The following is a 19,737-nucleotide window of genomic DNA, read 5'->3' as shown; positions in this document are numbered from 1 at the left end:
TTTAGTAAACGGATTATTGTTGGTATCTTTGACGGCTTTTAATTATGATACTAACGAAGGTCGGGATCTTTTAATTAAAAACAAGTGTAAATATAAACAGATTTCTGCCTTTGCAGAAATGCCTTCATATTTGTTAATGAGAAAAAAAGTAGCTTTTTATACCCTAGGTTGTAAATTAAATTTTTCGGAAACCTCTACGATTGCCAGAAACTTTACGGATGAAGGCTTTGATCGTGTAGATTTTTCTGAAAATGCTGATATTTATGTAATCAATACCTGTTCCGTTACAGAGAATGCGGATAAAAGATTTAAAACTATCGTAAAGCAAGCTCAAAAAGGGAATCCAGATGCATTTGTTGCTGCTGTGGGGTGTTATGCTCAGCTAAAACCAGAAGAATTAGTAGCCGTAGATGGTGTTGATCTGGTATTGGGAGCGACTGAGAAGTTTAAGATCACGGACTATATTAATGATTTGTCCAAAAATGAATTTGGAGAAATACATTCTTGCGAAATTGAAGAAGCTGATTTTTATGTAGGTAGTTATTCTATAGGAGACCGTACCAGAGCATTTTTGAAGGTTCAAGATGGTTGTGATTATAAGTGCACGTATTGTACTATTCCATTAGCGAGAGGAATTTCACGTAGTGATACCTTAGATAACGTGCTAAAAAATGCTAAAGAAATTTCTGAGCAAGGGATTAAAGAAATTGTGTTAACAGGAGTAAATATTGGTGATTACGGTAAAGGAGAGTTTGGTAATAAGAAACACGAGCATACTTTTTACGAATTAGTGCAAGCGCTGGATGGAGTAGAAGGTATTGAGAGATTACGTATATCATCTATAGAGCCTAACTTATTAAAGAATGAAACAATTGATTTTGTTTCAAAATCTAGAACGTTTGTGCCTCATTTTCATATTCCATTACAATCTGGAAATGATGAAATACTAAAACTGATGCGCCGCAGGTATCTTAGTGGTTTGTATGTGGATCGTATTAAAAAGATTAAAGAAGTAATGCCACACGCTTGTATAGGAGTTGATGTTATTGTTGGTTTTCCGGGTGAGACTGATGATCATTTTCTAGATACGTATAATTTTTTATCAGAGTTAGATATATCTTATTTGCATGTGTTTACATATTCTGAAAGAGAAAATACAGTGGCGGCTTTATTGGAAGATGTGGTTCCGCAAGATGTTCGTAAGAAAAGAAGTAAAATGCTACGAGGATTATCTGTAAAGAAAAGAAGAGCTTTTTATGAAAGTCAGATAGGTGCGGAAAGAACAGTGTTGTTCGAATCTGAAAATAAAGAAGGTTATATTCACGGGTTTACAGAGAATTATGTAAAAGTAAAAATGCCATGGAATCCTTCGTTTGTGAATACTCTGAATAAGGTAAAACTATTGGATATTGATGATGATGGAATGGTGAGGTTTAAGCTTTTGGATCAATAAACAGGGGCTTAGGAAATAAAAAAACCTGCTCACAAGCAGGTTTTTAACTTTTAAAACAGACAAACTTCTATATGTTAATTCCGACAGGAAGTAAGTCTTTATACTTTCTTCTATTCTTTCGCATAAACTTAGCGATAATAGGGCTAGTAGGTACTAATCTAATATTACGTTCTTCGATAATATTAAAAACAGCTACTATAAAATCTTCAGAATATCCTTTTTCTATTAGCTCATCAGGCATGATAAGTTTAGTTAAGAATATTTTTCTCTCTTGTTGAGCATACTCGATCTTTGCTTTTTGACCTTCAATAGTAGTCTCGAATTGTCTCAAAAATTCGTTATCTACTATTTCTAATTCCACATCGCTCATGTTCTCCATATTTTTTTTAATTTACTATTTAATAAAAATTAAAAGGGGTGTTTTAAAATGTATAGCTTTTGATTATCAGAAATTCAATAATTATTCTGAAATTAGTTCATGATTTTGCATCGAATTTTGTTATTGTTTTTTTTAACCTAACTAAGATTTGTTAGTTCAATTTTTCCCTTTTACAATAATTTAATACACTGTTTACTTTTTTCTAATAAAGTATTACTATAATTTTGAATTGCAAAGATAAGAAAATTAGCGCTTTAAATGCATAAACCACTGTTAAAATACCTAGTATGAAGGAAGTTACCCATGTTTATTTTGTTCCCGGTATGGCTGCAGACGTTTCCATTTTTGAATACATAAGTCTTCCTGAAGATACATATAAGACACATACGATACCTTGGAAGATTCCTGAAAAAGGAGAGTCTATTAAAAATTATGCACAACGTATGTGTGAAGAAATCGAACATGAACAGTGTGTGCTTATTGGTGTTTCCTTTGGAGGGATGATAGTTCAGGAGATGAGTAAGTATCTCAATGTTAAGAAATTGGTTATTATTTCTAGTGTTAAAAATAAACACGAATTACCAAGAAGAATAAAGATAGCAAGAAAAACTAAGGCCTATAAGTTAATGCCTACTTCATTGGTTTCTAAGATAGATAATTGGGAAAAACTTGCTTTTGGTGATTTTGCAAAGAAGAGAGCCGCTATGTATCAAAAGTATCTTTCTGTTAATGATAAAACATATTTGGATTGGGCAATAGAGAATATTGTATGTTGGGATCAGGAAGAGTCAATTGAGGGAATTGTTCATATTCATGGTGATAAGGATATTGTGTTTCCGATTTCACACATTAAAGATTGTATTACTGTAGAAAATGGTACACATGTTATGATAATTAATCGTGCAAGATGGTTTAATACCCATTTACCGGAAATAATTGAGAATTAATTACCAATATTCCAATATTTTACATTATTTTGGAAACATAGAAATTATTCCCCAATAAAATCTACTTATAAGATGAAGATGATAAGAAAAGTTTTAGTTTTTTTAGGAGTGCTATTTACCTTCGGTATTTTAGTGAACGCTACACAAGAAGAGCCACAGAAACCAATTGCTCAAGAGCTTTTAGAGGAAAAGCTAATTAATGACTACAATGTCTATGCAGTACCTATGCCGGAAAATATAAATTTTGCTGGCGAGTTAGTACCAGTAGAAAATCCTGATATTCGTGAGCGAATGGATAGAGAGTTATTGGTAAATACCTATTGGCAATCCAATGGTTTGCTGCTGTTTAAAAGGGCTAATAAATACTTTCCTATTATAGAGCCTATTCTTAAAGAAGAAGGGGTGCCTGATGATTTTAAATATCTAGCAGTTATAGAAAGTAGTTTGACGCAAGCTGTTTCTCCTGCAAGAGCTACGGGTTTTTGGCAAATATTAAAAAACACAGGAAAAGAATACGGTTTAGAAGTAAACAATAATGTGGATGAAAGATATCATATCGAAAAATCAACGAGAGTTGCTTGTAAATATTTAAAGAATGCAAAGAAACGTTTTGGTAGTTGGACATTAGCTGCAGCAGCTTATAATGCTGGTCCTGCAGGAATAAATAAACAATTACAACGACAAAATGCAACAACATACTATGATCTTTTGTTGGGACAAGAAACTGGAAGATATGTATTCAGAATTACAGCAGTAAAAGAGATTCTTAGTAATCCTAAGAAATATGGTTTCAACTTTACTAAAGATGATTTGTATGAGTATATTCCAACATTTAATGTTTTAGTGGATGAACCAATTACTGACTTTAACGAATTTGCGGCTAAGTATAATATTAATTATAAGATTTTAAAACTTCACAATCCTTGGCTAAGAGAAACAAATCTTAATAATTCGACAGGTAAGGAGTATTTGATTAAAATTCCTAGAGAAGGGTATTATAAGACCGGAGTAGGGCAATAGTAATTAGTACTCAGGCTAAAAATTAATTCAATCTTTTTATAGTGCTATAAACACAATTATTGTAAAATTGTGGTATGGATACAATGACAATCATTTCACTGGTAGTAATAGGCTTATTGGCTGGTTTTCTAAGTGGAACTATGGGAATTGGTGGGAGCGTGGTAATGATACCTTTGCTAATCTTATGGGTTGGTTTTACGCAGCATCAGGCACAAGGCACGAGTCTTGCGGTACTATCGGTTCCAGTTACATTATTAGCTGCTTTTAATTATTATAAAGCAGGCCACGTAAACCTGAAATTTGCCGCTATAATAGCGGTAACTTTTATTTTAGGAGGTTATTTAGGTAGTAAGTTTGCAATTTCCGTTAATCAGAGCGTACTGAAAAAAATCTTCGGAGGAGTACTATTGCTAGTTGCATTGAAAATGATTTTTGGGAAATAATAAATTGAGGTTTTAAAAAACCTATCTGTTCCTATTGTTTTTCCTCTGATTGTCAAGAGAATCTTTCTCTCTTCGATAACGTTCGTATTCTTCGTCGATATCTCGTTCTTCTTGTGAGCGTGAATCTCCTCTTTCTTCTTTAGTTTCTTTTTTATTTTCCTCTTCTGAAGCCGTTAATGCACCTTTCGCATCTAAATCAGCAATCAAGAGAGAAACTCCTTTAGATAAGGAATTATAATGAATAGTATAAGAATTACTAAGTGTTTCGCTAGAATGATGTGTTTCAATTTTACGAATGTCTAATAATTTTTTATCACTATCCATAAAATACATCATAGGAAAACCAAGAGAGTGTTTCAGGTTATTAATGATATAAGAATTTTGATTCGTTTTTTCATTTACGTATAATAACTGAATATTCTGACTGTATTCTCCAACTTTTTCTTTCAATCTTTCTTTCGTATCCCAAAACAAGACAATAAAGTCAATTTGATCATGAAACTTATCTGATAAATCATTTAAAGCAGGTATTTCTCCTATTCCAGGAACACACCAAGTAGCATACGTAATTAGAAATATAGGTTTTTCAATTTCTTTAAAAGAAATAGGTTCCCCTTTCATAGGACTCATTTTAAAATCGTCCATATAAGTACCTACAAAATGATTCTGAACAAGTGAATCAAATAAAAATTGTGCATACTCAAGATCTTGATCTTTGTACGCTTCATTACTTTTTAGATTGTATTTTTTAATATGAGCGGCAACAGCTACAGAAAAAGGAATCTTTCTTTCCAACTGTGCATAGGCACTTCCAAAATATAAAAAGAGTATTCCTAGAATTAATATTTTCTTCATTACAACTTTATTACGGTAGCTAAAGTACTATAAAGTCTTTAAAAATAACAGTTTTAGCTTAGCAAAACCATTTTTTTGCTTGTTTAGCACCAGACTTATTTTCCCTTTTAACTACTAGATAACGTAATTATAGGTACAATTAGTGTGCCTAAATCTTTTTCATTTGCTGTTTCATCATGGTAATCTGTTCCTTTAGCATGCCATGCTTATCCAGTTTCTTAGCTTCTGTTAGGAGGTTTTGTGCTTCTCTTTTTCTTCGTTTGGTCATTGCGATCCCAGCAAGATTAAGTTTGGCAACGGCAAGATCCTGATTCATAGACAACCCTAATTTAATAGCTTTCTTAAGATATTTTTCTGCTTGCGTAATATTGGTTTGAGATAGCATGATCCCCAGTAGGTAGTTATAATACCCGTGTTGTTTGGTTGTTAGAGCAGTCTCCGGGTTTTTAATTTTATCTAACCATTTCTTAGCTCCGGCAAAATCTTGTTTACGTAATCTTAAGAACGAAAGAAGAATTAATTCATTTTTGAAATATAAAAAGACAAAAATCGAAGCAAGTAAAATCAACATTATCCCGTTGCCAATATATCCTTCTATCATCTGCCAAATGGCCGTTCCAACAATTAATGCTGCGATTACTAATTTAATATTTTTGTTATACATGAAATGTGTTATATTTTTTGTCGCGGCAAAGGTAATAAAAACAATTAAAAATATTTTGATATTTAGGTTTGTGAAAGTAAAAACTCTTTGTATATTTGCCCGCAGTTTTGGGATGACATCCCATTAGTTTAAAAAAAGATATTTCAAGAAGATTTATAAAGATAGATAGCAATGAAAAGAACGTTTCAACCATCGAAGAGAAAGAGAAAAAACAAACACGGTTTTAGAGAGCGTATGGCTTCTGCTAATGGTAGAAAGGTACTTGCTCGTAGAAGAGCTAAAGGTAGAAAAAAGCTATCTGTTTCTTCAGAATTAAGACATAAGCACTAATGATTCTAGTGCAATGAAAATATTAAGGTGTTACTTTTAGGAGTAACGCCTTTTTTTGTATCTAATCGATTCCTAAAAATATTTTTAATACTTCAATACCAACACCAAAATGCCAAAAAACGAAAAACTCAAAAGTATATTGATCATCGGATCAGGACCAATTATCATAGGTCAGGCATGTGAGTTTGATTACTCAGGATCACAAGCTTTACGCTCTTTAAGAGAAGATGGAATAGAAACCATACTAATCAATTCTAATCCGGCAACGATTATGACGGACCCTTCTATGGCGGATCATATATACTTGAAACCATTGAATACTAAATCTATTATCGAAATCCTTAAGGAACATCCCCAGATTGATGCAGTACTGCCAACTATGGGAGGACAAACAGCATTAAATCTATGTATAGAAGCTGATGAGAAAGGAATATGGAAAGATTTTGATGTAGAAATCATAGGTGTTGATATTGACGCTATTAATATTACGGAGGATCGTGAGCAGTTTAGAGAGTTAATGCTTAAAATAGGTATTGGGATGGCTCCGCAAGCTACAGCAGGATCCTATCTAAAAGGTAAAGAAATTGCTCAGGAATTTGGTTTTCCATTAGTAATTAGAGCATCGTATACTTTAGGAGGTGCTGGAGCATCTTTTGTTTATAAAGAAGAAGAATTTGATGAGTTATTAACTAGAGGATTGGAAGTGTCACCAATTCACGAAGTAATGATTGACAAGGCATTGATTGGTTGGAAGGAGTATGAATTAGAATTACTTAGAGATGCTAATGACAATGTAGTAATTATTTGTGCAATCGAAAATATGGATCCAATGGGTATTCATACAGGAGATTCTATTACTGTTGCGCCAGCAATGACACTAAGTGACAAAACATACCAACGTATGCGTGATATGGCTATTCATATGATGCGCAGTATTGGTGATTTTGCAGGAGGATGTAATGTACAATTTGCGGTGAGTCCAGATGAGCGTGAAGAAATTATAGCGATAGAAATTAATCCACGTGTCTCTCGTTCTTCAGCCTTAGCGTCTAAGGCAACGGGATATCCAATTGCGAAAATAGCGGCAAAATTAGCTATTGGATATACATTAGATGAATTAGATAATCAGATTACAAAATCTACATCAGCTTTATTTGAACCAACACTAGATTATGTAATTGTGAAAATCCCTCGTTGGAATTTTGATAAGTTTGAAGGGTCTGATCGAAGATTAGGACTTCAGATGAAATCGGTGGGAGAAGTAATGGGGATTGGTCGTTCTTTTCAGGAAGCTTTACATAAGGCAACCCAATCTTTAGAAATAAAGAGAAACGGTCTTGGAGCTGATGGAAAAGGGTATAAGAATTATGATCAGATTATAGAAAAACTAACATATGCCAGTTGGGATAGAGTATTTGTAATCTATGATGCGATCCAAATGGGAATTCCGCTTAGTAGAATATATGAGATTACTAAAATAGATATGTGGTTCTTAAAGCAGTATGAAGAATTACATTTATTAGAAAAAGAAATTTCTACTCATACAATTCAGACATTGACTAAAGATCTAATCCTTGAAGCAAAGCAAAAAGGTTTTGCAGATAGACAGATCGCCCATATGCTGGGGTGTTATGAAAGCGAAGTATACAATAAAAGAGATGAATTAGGAGTAAATAGGGTTTATAAGTTAGTAGATACTTGTGCTGCAGAGTTTAAGGCAAAAACGCCATATTTTTACTCTACTTTTGAAGCCGAAGTAGAAACTCCTGAAGGAGAAGTTCTTGTCTCTAATGAAAGTATTGTAACAGATAAAAAGAAAATCGTTGTTTTAGGATCAGGGCCTAATCGTATTGGTCAAGGGATTGAATTCGATTACTGTTGTGTTCATGGAGTATTAGCTTCTGCGGAGTGTGGTTATGAAACAATCATGATTAATTGTAATCCCGAAACAGTTTCTACGGATTTCGATACTGCTGATAAACTATATTTCGAACCGGTTTTTTGGGAACATATCTACGATATTATTCGTCACGAAAAACCAGAAGGTGTAATTGTTCAGTTAGGAGGACAAACAGCACTAAAACTCGCTGAGAAACTAGATCGTTACGGAATTAAGATTATTGGTACCACATATCAATCATTGGATTTAGCAGAAGATAGAGGAAGTTTCTCTACATTATTAAAAGAAAATAATATTCCTTATCCAGAATTTGATATTGCTGAAACAGCTGATGAAGCTTTAGAAGTTGCAGATCGTTTAGATTTTCCAATATTAGTACGCCCATCTTATGTACTAGGTGGTCAGGGAATGAAAATTGTGATAAATAAACAAGAATTAGAAGAACACGTTGTTGATTTATTGCGCAAAATACCAAATAATAAATTATTGTTAGATCACTACCTTGATGGAGCTATTGAAGCTGAAGCTGATGCGATCTGTGATGGAGAAAATGTGTATATCATCGGTATAATGGAACATATAGAACCTTGTGGAATTCATTCTGGAGATTCTAATGCTACTTTACCACCATTTAATTTGGGAGAGTTTGTAATGCAACAAATTAAAGATCATACACATAAAATTGCTTTAGCATTGAATACCGTTGGATTAATCAATATTCAGTTTGCTATCAAAGATGATGTTGTATACATCATAGAAGCAAATCCAAGAGCTTCTAGAACAGTTCCTTTTATAGCGAAAGCTTATGGAGAGCCTTATGTGAATTATGCAACAAAGGTAATGTTAGGAGAGAAGAAGGTTACAGACTTTGATTTCAAACCACATTTAGACGGATATGCAATCAAGCAGCCAGTATTTTCTTTTAATAAGTTCCCTAATGTGAATAAGAAGCTAGGACCAGAAATGAAGAGTACAGGAGAAAGTATTTTATTCATCGATGATCTTAAGGATGATCAGTTTTATGATCTATATTCGAGACGTAAGATGTATTTAAGTAAGTAATTCTGAAAAGATATATTGTAAAATCTCGCTTTTATGGCGGGATTTTTTGTTTATGAATGATTATGTTTTTAAAACAAAAGAAAGCTTTAAATTTATAGTTCTAAGAAAACTATATTATAACTAGATTTTTTATTCCTGTTTTTTTATTCTTTAGTTCCCTCATAGTTGGGCAAGAGAGTAGTTTAGAAATCCAAAAACAAATTGATCAAACGGTTTGGGCGCCTTTTCAGAAAGCATATGAAGCTCTGGATGCAACGTCATTAAATGCCATTTATGCAGATCAGGTATTACGGGTGACACCAGAAGGTATCGATACTAAGAATGTGTTTAAAAATAAGAATCTAGAAAGTCTGAAAGCTTCTAAAGAAAGTAATACACAAATAAAACTAGATTTTTGGTTTGATAGCAGACATACGAATGAAGATACCTCGTATGAAGTAGGTTTTTATAAGATTGGTATTACTGTCGATGGTACAACCCAAAATATTTATGGTCAATTTCATATTGTATTAAAAAAGATCAATGGTCAATGGAAAATCACGCAGGATTGGGACACCACCACAATTAATGGTAAGTCTATAACAGCAGAAGATTTTGAGAAAAAGGAACCGTTGAAATTTTAATTAAATTAGAAACAGTTTATTTGCTGTCTTTTTAATTGATATTGATTTTGAAAATATAGTTAGTTTCGCCGAACACCTTTTGTTCTAAAACAGTTTCAAAAATAAGATTTGATGTTAGCGCTATGTTTTTTATGTGTTCTATATTACAATCTTCAGAAAGAATCATGTAGATATAATGCGATTGAGTAGTGTGAGAAGCAAGTTGCTCAAATAATTTTTTAAAGTATTCAAAATTTTCTCCGCAAAACCAGGCTTGTTCTTTAATGTTTTTTGGTTTTTTGGGATAATAAGGTGGATTTATAACGATATATTCAAAAGTTCTATTTTGTAAATTATCAAATAAATTTGATAAAATTAATTCAACTTTTAATTTATTATTTTCAGAAGCTTTTTTTAAATATTGTAATGCAGTTGGATTAATATCGGTTGATGTTACGATGGCTCCTTTTTTTGAAGCGAACAGCGAAATAATGCCAGAACCACAGCCAAGTTCTAGGAAGGTTTTATTTTTTAAGCTTACTGGTTTGATAAAATCAAGTAGAATTTTTGTGCTAAGCGTTAAGTGAGGAGGGAATACATCTGGATGTACTTTTACTTCAATTTTATCATACGCATATTTTCTAGGTTTTAAATAAAATAATTTTAAGCCTAATTTTAAAAATGGATGCGTTATTTTTTTTAGAAAACGTCTCACCTATTCAGAATAAAACCCTTGTGTTTCGGGTTGTCGATACTTCCATATTTTATGCAACGCTTTTATTTCATATGGATAGTGATACATTTCACTTCTGTATCTAATACCGGCTACAGTACGTAGTATTTTTTTCTTTGCGCCTTTAATTCTAAAATCGGAAGCAGTAGGATAATATCCATTTAGGACGGTTTCAAAATTTTTGATTTTATCTACCATTTCTGGTCTTAGCCAAGGTGTTAAGGGGTTTTTGCGAAGATCGAAGTTTTCCCATTCAGGGTTTAACCAGTCTTCTAATTTTTTTGGAAAACTAAAACCTGCTTTCTGGATTTGTTCGTATAATTCAGAACCTTCGGTAGCTACGGGACTGTAGAGATAGATAATAATTTCAGCGTTTGGGTTTAATTCTTTTATTTCTCTAATGAATTGAATATCCCAATTAATCTGATCCATTACCTTTTTAGGAGAATCAGCAGGCATTCCCAATACAAAAGAAAATTCTGGAATGATACCAATTGGAGCTAATCTCTTAGCAAAATCTTTTATGGTTTGACCAGTTTGTGTGCCCCCCTTGTTCATTTGTTTTAAGATCTCATCATTTCCTGTTTCTGCGCCAAGGAATATCATTTTACATCCGGCGTTTTTCATAGTGATTAGATCTTCATCACTATATTTATTTATAGTATCGATTCTTCCTTCTCCCCACCATGTAATGCCGTCATTCATGATTAATTTCGAAAACTCTACAACACGTTTTCTGGAAGTAAAAAAATTATTATCATGAAATTCTATAGCATCAACTCCGTAAGTATCTTTAAAATATTTTACATCCGTATATACCGTTTGTGCTGATTTTGCTTTCCAACGTCCTTCATATATAGGTACTACAGCACAGAAAGAACAAGTAAATGGACAGCCGAGGCTAGAATGATATGAAAAGGTGCGTTCGCCCAGAAATGTCTTACTTAGGTAATGCTTTAGGTCATAAAACTTGTTTAAATGCTGATAAGGCAATGGAGGTAGCGAATCTTGATCTAGTAATTTTTCTTTTTTCGTTTGTATAATTTCTCCATTATTATCTAAATAGATAAGATTTTTGATATCACTTATTTTAAGATAATCATTGTTTTCTATAGCATCAATTAAGGAAGGAAAAGCTACATCACCAGGCCCATTAACAATGTAATCAACAAAATCAGACTGAATACTCACTTTATATTGGTTAGAAGCAAAATAGCCTCCCCAAATGGTTATGCTTCCTGGGAATTGTTCTTTAACCTTTTTCGTAAAAGGAATAGCTTGCCTTAATTGTGGTCCAGGCATTACCGTAGAACAGAAGTATTTAAAAGCTCCTGTATCAAAATAACTTTTAATTTTTTTCCAAGGGTCTTTTTCTAGATTTCCATCTATAAACACAAAATCATATTTTCCATAGATGGAAGCTCCTACTTGTAGAATGGAGTTAGGTATTCTATGTTTTGCGTTAGCACTCCTTGGGTTGAATATGATGATTTTATTACTCATAAGTTTTTTACAAAAATATTACCGTGTAAGCGATCAATAGAAAGTTCTTTAAAAATCGAAATCATTTCATCTTTAGATACCCATTTATTAAGTTCAAATTTTGGTTTTTCGTTTAAATTGAAATTATAGATTGTATCAGACTTATCCAATAATTTTATGATTTCTATAGTATTCTCAATAAAGCCTCCGGTAAATTCAAACTCAATTAGTGGTATAATATAAGTTAAATTAGAAAGAATTTCTAATTCATATCCTTCTACATCTATTTTACAATAATTAGGCATTCCATATGTATCAATAAGCCAATCTAATTTTTTTACGGTAACTTTTTCTACCTGATTCCAACTTAGTGAATCGTTACTAAAATAGTCAATAAATTTATTCGAAAACGTTGCTACTTCAATATGACTTCCTAATTTTAGTTCTTTAGTTTCATTATTGCTTCCTACCGCATATTTATGATATTGAAAATTACGATGTTTAATCTTGTCAAGGTAATTATGACAGATGGATTGTGGTTCAAAAGCTATTACACTAGCACCAAGAGATAAAAAAAGTTCACTCTTAACTCCTTTATTTGCTCCAATGTCAAAACACATATCATTTAGGTGAATAAGTTTAGAGTAAAACTTCTTATTTGTGTATCGATGTATACTGAGTAAATGTCTAACTTTTTTAATTACTTGAATCACCTGAAATTTGTTTTTCTATTATCCATTTGTAATGAATTTTTGATTAAGTCTAAGTATTTGTATTTTTAGATAACGTTTATTATACCAAGACGTCAATTCTGATGTTTTATCCAAAAATTCTTTCGCCTTTTGGCGATCTCCTTTTTTTATAAAGAAATAGACTATTTTGAAATATATCTCATTTTTATATTTCTTGTATTGATTTTCTGTTATGGCATTACTCTCAAATAATTTTTTTAAAGTAATTATATAGTTTGTTAAGGCTGATACTCTAAGGTTTTTAGATAAATTAGTAGTATGATCTATTTTATAGGATAAAATCTCAGAACAGTAATAAAAAGGATATTTTGCTGCAGCTCTTAGGAAAAAATCGTGTTGTCCATCGATCATACTTTTATCATAGGGATCTATTTCTTTTAGTATAGATCTTTTAAAGCTATAAAATGGATAAGGTAATACTTTATTACATAATATTTTTTTAAGGATACTTTGGAAAAAATCTTTTTTAAATGAATAAATATTAGAAATGTGTGTTTTATCCTCTCTAAGGATACTTGCATTATGAAAAATAAAATTGATATTAGGTTCTTGATTGAATAAACTAAATAGATGCGATAATTTATTTTCTTTCCATATATCATCAGAATCAAGTATACAGATAATATCACCAGACGATTTTCTAATTCCTTCATTTCTTAAGAAACTTCTATGCTTACTTTTTTTGTATTTGTGATATTTTAATCTATCATCCTTAAAGTTTTCAATTATCAGATGAGTATTATCTGTAGAACCGTCATCAATAATGATATGCTCATAATCTTCATAACTTTGTTTCAATACGCTAGAAATCGTATCCGTGATCAGATGCGCTCTATTGTGTGTTATGGTGATAATACTAAATTTCATTAATCGTTATTTAATTCTATGATTTTGTCATATAGATTCGTTGTATTCTTTATGTGGTGAGAAACCAAAATAATAGTGGTTTTATTTTCAATAGCAAAAGACTTAAGAAATTTTAAAACTTCAATTTCTGTTTCTTTGTCCAAGTTATTTGTAGCTTCATCTAAAATTAAAATTTCTGGTTTATTAAGAATCGCTCGAATAATACATATTCGTTGCAGCTGACCGCCAGATAGATTAGTGCCATCTGACCCAATATATGTTTCTAGTTGATTAGGAAATTGTTCTATGATTTCATCGATCTTGAAAACCTTTAACAGTTTATGTATCTTTCGGGTATCGTATTTTTTTTCAGATAAGACTAAATTATCTAAAATGCTGCCTTCATAAATAAAAGGACGTTGTGTTAGATATGTAAAAAGATCAAAGAAATCATATTTGTTCTCTTCAGTAATTTTAGTATTGTCAATGAAAATTTCACCAGCTTTGGGATTAATTAGTTTAGCTATGATATTTAATAGCGTAGTCTTTCCAATCCCGGAAGCACCAGATATTGCTATAAATTGTCCTTTGTCTATAGTAAGATTAATATTTTTTAGTATTTCTTTTTCATTGTTATAAGAAAAGGAAATATCCTTTAGTACAATACTGTTATTAAAAGCAATAGGAGATTTTGATACTTCTGTTTTGATGCTTTTTTTAGTCCTTTTTTCAATAATTTCTAAAGTATAAATGTTAGATTTTAGATTAGTAAAAGCTATATTTAAACGATTCACCGACGGAATTGATTTAAAAAGTAATGAAGCGAAAATTGACAAAAAAACAATAGGACTTACTCCTCTCAAAGAAAAAGTATTTATTGAAATAAAAATGAAACAGACTAAGAAAATTAATATAATTTCAGTTTGCCTTGAACTATTCAGTCTTTTAGATTGTAAGATGGCATAGCTTCGATTTAGTTTTTTATTTGAAGCATTGAATTTTTCTAAAAAATGAGTTATCAATCCAGAAGATTTTATAGATAAATATCCATTTAATAAATTCGTCAGATTGCCTATATTATTGTCAAAATCAGAGGAACGGGTTTCATTAATTTTATCAATATCTTTTCGATTATGTCTTTTGTAAATAAAAACGATAATCCCCAACATAATAATTATTAAAATAGTAATGACGTAATTATAAAATATTCCGATTATACCAAGAATTAGTAATAATGCTATTTCCGAGATAATTGTATTTACAGATAATAGAACATTTCCAACGAAGTCATTAGCTACAAAAATGATATCTTTTATAATAGTAGATTTTTTTTGTTGCTTAAAGATGTTGTAATTCCCTAGTATATAATGCTTTGAAAGTGATAGAGAATAGGCAGCCCCTAAGTCGTAGGCTGTTTTTGTTTGGAACTTATTTATTAGGATAGCGACGTAATTTTTTATCAAAAAGAATGCGATCACTATACCAGCAAGTAATAATCTGTTTTTTCCTAGGATTTCAAAAGGCAAAAAGTCAAAAGAGCTATCTTTATCTAACAAGAAAATTATTAATGGTATTAGGAGAAAGACAGAAAAAATATCCAAAACTAGAAGGATAAATGAAAGCATAAAAAATCGCACAGAGATTTTTTCGTATCCTTTAGGAAGTACTCCTTTAATTCTGATCAAAATTTTATAAAAACTCAACATATTCATTATTTAATTATTGATCATTACTTTCTGAAAATTATAAAAACCAAATCCTCTTTGATAATCTGAAAGATAAATTAATGTATTTCCATTTACAATAGCTGGTTTCAGCTTATTAGTTGTGTCATCTGTTATTTGTTTATCTAAATAAAACACATTATTATCTTTTAAATAAATATCATCATAATTGATTGATGTTATTTTGTAGTTTGTTATTCTTGTTTGGCTTCCTTTGTCTGACCAATATTTATAAACCAGAAATCCATTTTTGATGGTATAATCATAAATAATAGATTCTTGATGGTTTTTAAATGCAATAATACCTTTAGATTGTATTGCAGATTTTTCTTGTGATAAAGAGGTAACGAGTAAACTTAAAATAATGCCAAAGCTTACTATAGCTACATGGGATTTATACGATGTATGCTGCTTTAATATTAGAATCAACCATAAACTTATAAATAGAAATAGTTTAAAAAAAGATAGGGGTAAAGGAAAGTCGAAAAAATAGTTTATAGGAAGGTTACTTACTAGAAATAGTAAGAAAAGGATGCCAACTTTACCTTTGTTTTTGAAATCAAAAGTATTGGAAAGTACGCTTATTACTATAAATATCAATAAAACACTATTATAATTACTTCCATAAGGAGATAATAGGTAAGTAGCTAATATCCAATAAGAAAATGCTTGTATAGGATAGTTTTTTTTGTAACTAAAGTATAGTCCATATCCTACTAGGATAATTTTAGATAATAAAAGAAAAAAGTGATAGTAGTAAGAATTATCAATTAGTGGGAATGGATTTTTTATTTGGTGCGAAATGAAGACATGTTTTAAAAACATTAAAATGGATTGATAGCTTTTAATGAACTCTCCAGATATTTCTCCTTTATTCGCTTTTGCTAATATGTTTTCGAAGAAAAAAGTCCAAGAATCTATACCATTTACATAGATGGAAATTCCTAAAAATATAAGAGAACAACATGAAAGAATGATTAATCCTTTAACCTTTTTTCTAAAGAGTAAGAAAGCAAAAAGGATGATCGGAAAGACTTTTAAAAGAATGGCCAGTCCCCAAAAACTTCCCATTTTAAAATAGTTATTTCTTTTGTAAGCTAAAAATCCTTCAGAAATTAAAAAGAAAAGTAATAAATACACTTGACCAAATAGGATATTGTTTTTAATAGGGAAAAAAAACAGTAAAAGAATAGTAATGTAATGGATATATGGTATTTTATATTCATTGAATAAATTCCTTAAAGCATAAATAAATAAAAAAAGACTTATAATATTAAAAACAAGTTTAGCTGCGCTAAAGCTTAATAAAGTAAAAGGCCAGAAGAACATCGCAAGAAAAGGAGTGTTTGGGGCATAACTAGCAAAAACATCTTTTTGAATTTCGAATATATTTTGATTGAACCAAATTGGATCGTATATGATTGTTGGGAAAAGTCCACGATCGAGAAAATAAGCTCCAAAATAATAGTTTGCAAAATCGTGTGGTAAGAACCAGAAGGACCTAACTAAATAATAGATACCAAATATTATAAATGGTAGTATATAAATCCAGAATTTATGTTTGTCTAAAACCCCCATTATTTTAATAAATTAGATTTTATTATTCTATTTTGAAGCGAAAAATATGTAATGGAGACTCTGCTCAAATCAAATCCATATATAACGTTCTTTTTAAAGTTTATGGAAAAGACTTCTTTAAGGTATTTAGTAAGATATAAAACATCTTCTAAAAGAAGATTTTGAAAGAAAAGTTGTGCTAACATCTTATTATCAAAAATAGAACCGTCTATAATATCAAAGGGAATTTCATTACAGTTCTTCGGTAGTATTTTTTCTGCATTATATACAGGAAGAATAGCTACTATTTTTTTTGAGTTGAGCATGCTAGTTTATATGATTGATCTCGTTAGTTGATTCTTCTCTAATATTTTCTGGGACCTCTAGCGTTTTCCAAGGTGCTAAAGCATCTATCTCCCTTCTATGATATAAATCACCCAAGAAATCAAATTCATGATGTCTATGTGTTTTAAGGTTATGTAATTTTGTTTTTACTTCTTCAATAGTAATTCCCCATTCATTAGATAAGTGTTCTGCAGAAGGCTCCATAAATGCTATGTAAGATATTTCCATTTCGGTATGTAATCTTTTATTTCTTATTTCCTTATCCTGCCATATACTGTCTTGATAAGATCTAAGTTGTTTATTGTAATAGTCTAGAGTATCTTGTAATTTTTGAAAAGTAAGATATCCATCGTGATCTTTTTGTTTTCTAAATATGGGTTGTATGCTAGTTTCATGGCACCATATACATTTTGCAGGCTTTCCAGCCATTGTAATTTTATTATCAGCAACATCTTTTAGATTTCCGTTTCGGTCATAGATCCCAAATTTTAGTTGTCCGTTATTCATTACTTCTACTGTTTCATATTCGAATATTTCTTTAGTGATGGAATCGATTTCGACAGATATATAAGCCTGTTCTCTCCGATTATTATATTTTGAGTACGAAATTATTCGATCTACAAGAGAGACGCTGGAATTATCTATATAACCGCTGATAGAATCGAAAGCATATAGAGAATTATAATCTTCTAATTTATTAGGTACATTAACGATTCTGTAGTAATGATAGGAACTACCGATAGTAAGTGCTATATATCTTCCTAGGTCAACAGAATTGTTCTTTTGGTATTCTTCTGTTTTTTTTAGTTTAGAGTTTAATTTTTGTAGGTATCTAGAAGCGTTTTTATCGAATTTAAGTTGATTTAAGTTTAGAGAAATGATCTTTTGGTTATCTGTAGAGATACCCTTTGAAATACTATCAGATGCCAAATCTGAACCTAAAAAAGATAAACACCATTTTAGGGCTATTACATTTTTGGTAAATGTATCAGAAGGATAGGATTTGTTCCATTTTAAGTTAATTTTTTGGTTCTCGACTGAAGAGTTACAAGAAAAAACTAAAATTAATAATGCAACTGTTATTAAAGTAAACGAAATAGAATATTTATATTTTTGATATTTCATATATGTAATAACTTTCTTTTGAAACTATATTTTTAGTAAAACTTTTGAGAAACTTATATTTCAAAGTACTGCTAATAGTTTTATATTCTTCTATAGGTATTGCCGCTATTGTTATAAAAATAGCACTTTGATCTACATCATTCATAATACTTTCTAAAGAATTAACTAATTCATTTTTAGAGTGGGAAATAGTTAAGTCTTTCCTATTCCAAGTACAATAACTTTGATAACTGTTAGTATTTGTGAAAAATATAGGAGCCTCTAAATAACTGCTTAAAGGTGTTCCTTCGCACCATTGCGTAATTACAATTTTATCAGTAAGTTTTGATTCTTGTAAAAATTCTACGGTTTGTTTTGAGCTAGAGAAGGGCAGAAGAAGGTCAAAACTATAAGATACAATTCCCGAAAACGTTTGGATTATTAGAATACTATAAATAAGAATATTCCTTATTTTTTTATGTGTCAATACAGAAAACCAAGAGTTAAATATGTTCTTTTTTATTGGATAATCATTTTCCATCCATAATCCTGTAATTATAAATAAAAAGTTCAAACCAAAATATCTTGGTGCAGATAATTGAGTAACAAAAAAGAATATTGCAGTACCTAAAATTCCTAGGTATGCGTATAACAAAATTATTTTATTTTTATAAAAAATAAAGAGTGGGATAAAAATACTGAGTATTCCTAATACTGATGATAGCGGTTTGCTAATATTTACGATAAAATGAGAATTCCAAAAATGTATTGTTCTAAAGTCAGGAATAACGAATACTCCTTTAAAGAAAGCAATGAAACTTCTAGAAACCCTTTGGAATAAAGAAAGATCCTGAACTCTTTCAAAAAAAGAATTATCAGAAGGAGGTATAATTTGAATAATTGCTAAAAGGATACCAATAGCAAAAAGGAACATACCAAAAATCATTTTAGTGGAAATGTACGGTCTGTTTTTTTCGATAGATTCTAAGCATATAATAAACATTATGCAGGTTGTGATTACTATAAAAATAGCGTGAGTATTGCTTGCTATTGCGAGAAGCACTGAAAAAAGCACGATTTTTTCTTTACGATAACTATAAATACTAAGAGCAAGAAACAGGAAAAGTATTCCTAAATTATAATTTCTACTTAATAAAGTATATTCAAAGAATATAAAATAACTAAAAATGAATAATACTTTGAATAGCAGTGTAAAAGGAGATTTTTTGAGAAATACAACAACTAGTAAAGAAGATATACTAATATGCAGTAATTGCATCCAATAAGGATCTAAGGAGAACTTACTTATAAAGAAAAGTAGAATATTCCATAGTATCGGATGACCCTCATATTTTGTGTTATTTATTAAATCTATAATAGACTTACTATCTCTAGCTAACAACCAATGATGAGATTCATCTAACCACAATTCATGATGTAATATTCCGATTAAACTAAGCGTAAAGAATACACAAGTAATAAAGAAATAATTTAGATTTTTTTTATTCCAAAATGTGGAGTCAATACCAGCCATATGAG

Annotated in this window: 19 protein-coding genes; 7 read left to right on the top strand and 12 right to left on the bottom strand. The window is 30.6% G+C overall.

The window, feature by feature from the left end:
• Nucleotides 1–136: 136 nt before the first annotated feature.
• The gene (gene mtaB, locus D1818_RS06520; protein ID WP_118463548.1) at nt 137–1,453 is read left to right on the top strand and encodes a tRNA (N(6)-L-threonylcarbamoyladenosine(37)-C(2))-methylthiotransferase MtaB; all 1,317 of its coding nucleotides are present in this window, start codon (nt 137–139) and stop codon (nt 1,451–1,453) included.
• 67 nt (nt 1,454–1,520) lie between these two features.
• On the opposite strand, the gene D1818_RS06515 is transcribed toward mtaB, so the two are convergent.
• Complete coding sequence (locus D1818_RS06515) at nt 1,521–1,823, bottom strand: N-acetyltransferase (protein WP_118457181.1); 303 nt, start codon at nt 1,821–1,823, stop codon at nt 1,521–1,523.
• 296 nt (nt 1,824–2,119) lie between these two features.
• On the opposite strand from D1818_RS06515, the gene D1818_RS06510 reads away from it, so the two are divergent.
• The 3 genes from D1818_RS06510 to D1818_RS06500 all read left to right on the top strand — a co-directional run bounded on the left by D1818_RS06510 (nt 2,120) and on the right by D1818_RS06500 (nt 4,242).
• Nucleotides 2,120–2,779, top strand: coding sequence for an alpha/beta fold hydrolase (locus tag D1818_RS06510; RefSeq protein ID WP_118457179.1), 660 nt, complete (start codon nt 2,120–2,122; stop codon nt 2,777–2,779).
• A gap of 72 nt (nt 2,780–2,851) precedes the next feature.
• Entirely contained in the window at nt 2,852–3,799 is a 948-nt protein-coding gene (locus tag D1818_RS06505; RefSeq protein WP_118457177.1) for a lytic transglycosylase domain-containing protein, read from the top strand.
• 74 nt (nt 3,800–3,873) lie between these two features.
• Nucleotides 3,874–4,242, top strand: coding sequence for a sulfite exporter TauE/SafE family protein (locus tag D1818_RS06500; RefSeq protein ID WP_118457175.1), 369 nt, complete (start codon nt 3,874–3,876; stop codon nt 4,240–4,242).
• 21 nt (nt 4,243–4,263) lie between these two features.
• Here the strand turns inward: D1818_RS06500 and D1818_RS06495 are convergent, their stop codons facing one another.
• Both D1818_RS06495 and D1818_RS06490 read right to left on the bottom strand, forming a co-directional pair.
• Nucleotides 4,264–5,097, bottom strand: coding sequence for a redoxin domain-containing protein (locus D1818_RS06495; protein ID WP_118457172.1), 834 nt, complete (start codon nt 5,095–5,097; stop codon nt 4,264–4,266).
• 148 nt (nt 5,098–5,245) lie between these two features.
• On the bottom strand, nt 5,246–5,761 hold the full coding sequence (locus D1818_RS06490) for a DUF2892 domain-containing protein (protein ID WP_118457170.1): 516 nt from the start codon (nt 5,759–5,761) through the stop codon (nt 5,246–5,248).
• Nucleotides 5,762–5,932: 171 nt separating this feature from the next.
• On the opposite strand from D1818_RS06490, the gene rpmH reads away from it, so the two are divergent.
• The 3 genes from rpmH to D1818_RS06475 all read left to right on the top strand — a co-directional run bounded on the left by rpmH (nt 5,933) and on the right by D1818_RS06475 (nt 9,676).
• Nucleotides 5,933–6,091: a 50S ribosomal protein L34 gene (rpmH, locus tag D1818_RS06485; protein WP_081414554.1), complete on the top strand. Its 159-nt coding sequence runs from the start codon at nt 5,933–5,935 to the stop codon at nt 6,089–6,091.
• A 109-nt stretch (nt 6,092–6,200) separates the two neighbouring features.
• Entirely contained in the window at nt 6,201–9,053 is a 2,853-nt protein-coding gene (carB, locus tag D1818_RS06480) for a carbamoyl-phosphate synthase large subunit (RefSeq protein WP_118457167.1), read from the top strand.
• A 113-nt stretch (nt 9,054–9,166) separates the two neighbouring features.
• Nucleotides 9,167–9,676, top strand: a complete 510-nt coding sequence (locus tag D1818_RS06475) for a nuclear transport factor 2 family protein (protein WP_118457165.1) — start codon at nt 9,167–9,169, stop codon at nt 9,674–9,676.
• Between the two features lie 31 nt (nt 9,677–9,707).
• Here the strand turns inward: D1818_RS06475 and D1818_RS06470 are convergent, their stop codons facing one another.
• From D1818_RS06470 to D1818_RS06430, 9 genes are read right to left on the bottom strand one after another with little or no spacing between them, the layout of a single operon-like run.
• Nucleotides 9,708–10,370, bottom strand: coding sequence for a methyltransferase (locus D1818_RS06470; protein WP_118457163.1), 663 nt, complete (start codon nt 10,368–10,370; stop codon nt 9,708–9,710).
• The gene (locus D1818_RS06465) at nt 10,371–11,891 is read right to left on the bottom strand and encodes a radical SAM protein (RefSeq protein WP_118457161.1); all 1,521 of its coding nucleotides are present in this window, start codon (nt 11,889–11,891) and stop codon (nt 10,371–10,373) included.
• Entirely contained in the window at nt 11,888–12,583 is a 696-nt protein-coding gene (locus tag D1818_RS06460; RefSeq protein ID WP_162897266.1) for an FkbM family methyltransferase, read from the bottom strand. The genes D1818_RS06465 and D1818_RS06460 overlap by 4 nt, the downstream gene beginning before the upstream one ends.
• Before the next feature lie 18 nt (nt 12,584–12,601).
• Nucleotides 12,602–13,489, bottom strand: coding sequence for a glycosyltransferase (locus tag D1818_RS06455; protein ID WP_118457157.1), 888 nt, complete (start codon nt 13,487–13,489; stop codon nt 12,602–12,604).
• Nucleotides 13,489–15,153, bottom strand: a complete 1,665-nt coding sequence (locus tag D1818_RS06450; RefSeq protein WP_162897265.1) for an ABC transporter ATP-binding protein — start codon at nt 15,151–15,153, stop codon at nt 13,489–13,491. Before D1818_RS06450 ends, D1818_RS06455 begins: the two co-directional genes overlap by 1 nt.
• 30 nt (nt 15,154–15,183) lie before the next feature.
• The gene (locus D1818_RS06445) at nt 15,184–16,770 is read right to left on the bottom strand and encodes a glycosyltransferase family 87 protein (protein WP_118457152.1); all 1,587 of its coding nucleotides are present in this window, start codon (nt 16,768–16,770) and stop codon (nt 15,184–15,186) included.
• Complete coding sequence (locus D1818_RS06440) at nt 16,770–17,075, bottom strand: hypothetical protein (protein WP_118457150.1); 306 nt, start codon at nt 17,073–17,075, stop codon at nt 16,770–16,772. Before D1818_RS06440 ends, D1818_RS06445 begins: the two co-directional genes overlap by 1 nt.
• Before the next feature lies 1 nt (nt 17,076).
• Nucleotides 17,077–18,219, bottom strand: coding sequence for a hypothetical protein (locus D1818_RS06435; protein WP_118457147.1), 1,143 nt, complete (start codon nt 18,217–18,219; stop codon nt 17,077–17,079).
• Nucleotides 18,200–19,732, bottom strand: a complete 1,533-nt coding sequence (locus D1818_RS06430) for a hypothetical protein (protein WP_118457145.1) — start codon at nt 19,730–19,732, stop codon at nt 18,200–18,202. Before D1818_RS06430 ends, D1818_RS06435 begins: the two co-directional genes overlap by 20 nt.
• Between the last annotated feature and the right edge of the window lie 5 nt (nt 19,733–19,737).

Source organism: Aquimarina sp. BL5, from assembly GCF_003443675.1.
Lineage (GTDB): Bacteria > Bacteroidota > Bacteroidia > Flavobacteriales > Flavobacteriaceae > Aquimarina.
The sequence above is the reverse complement of the archived record's forward strand: the minus strand, read 5'-3'. Positions and strand labels throughout refer to the sequence as shown.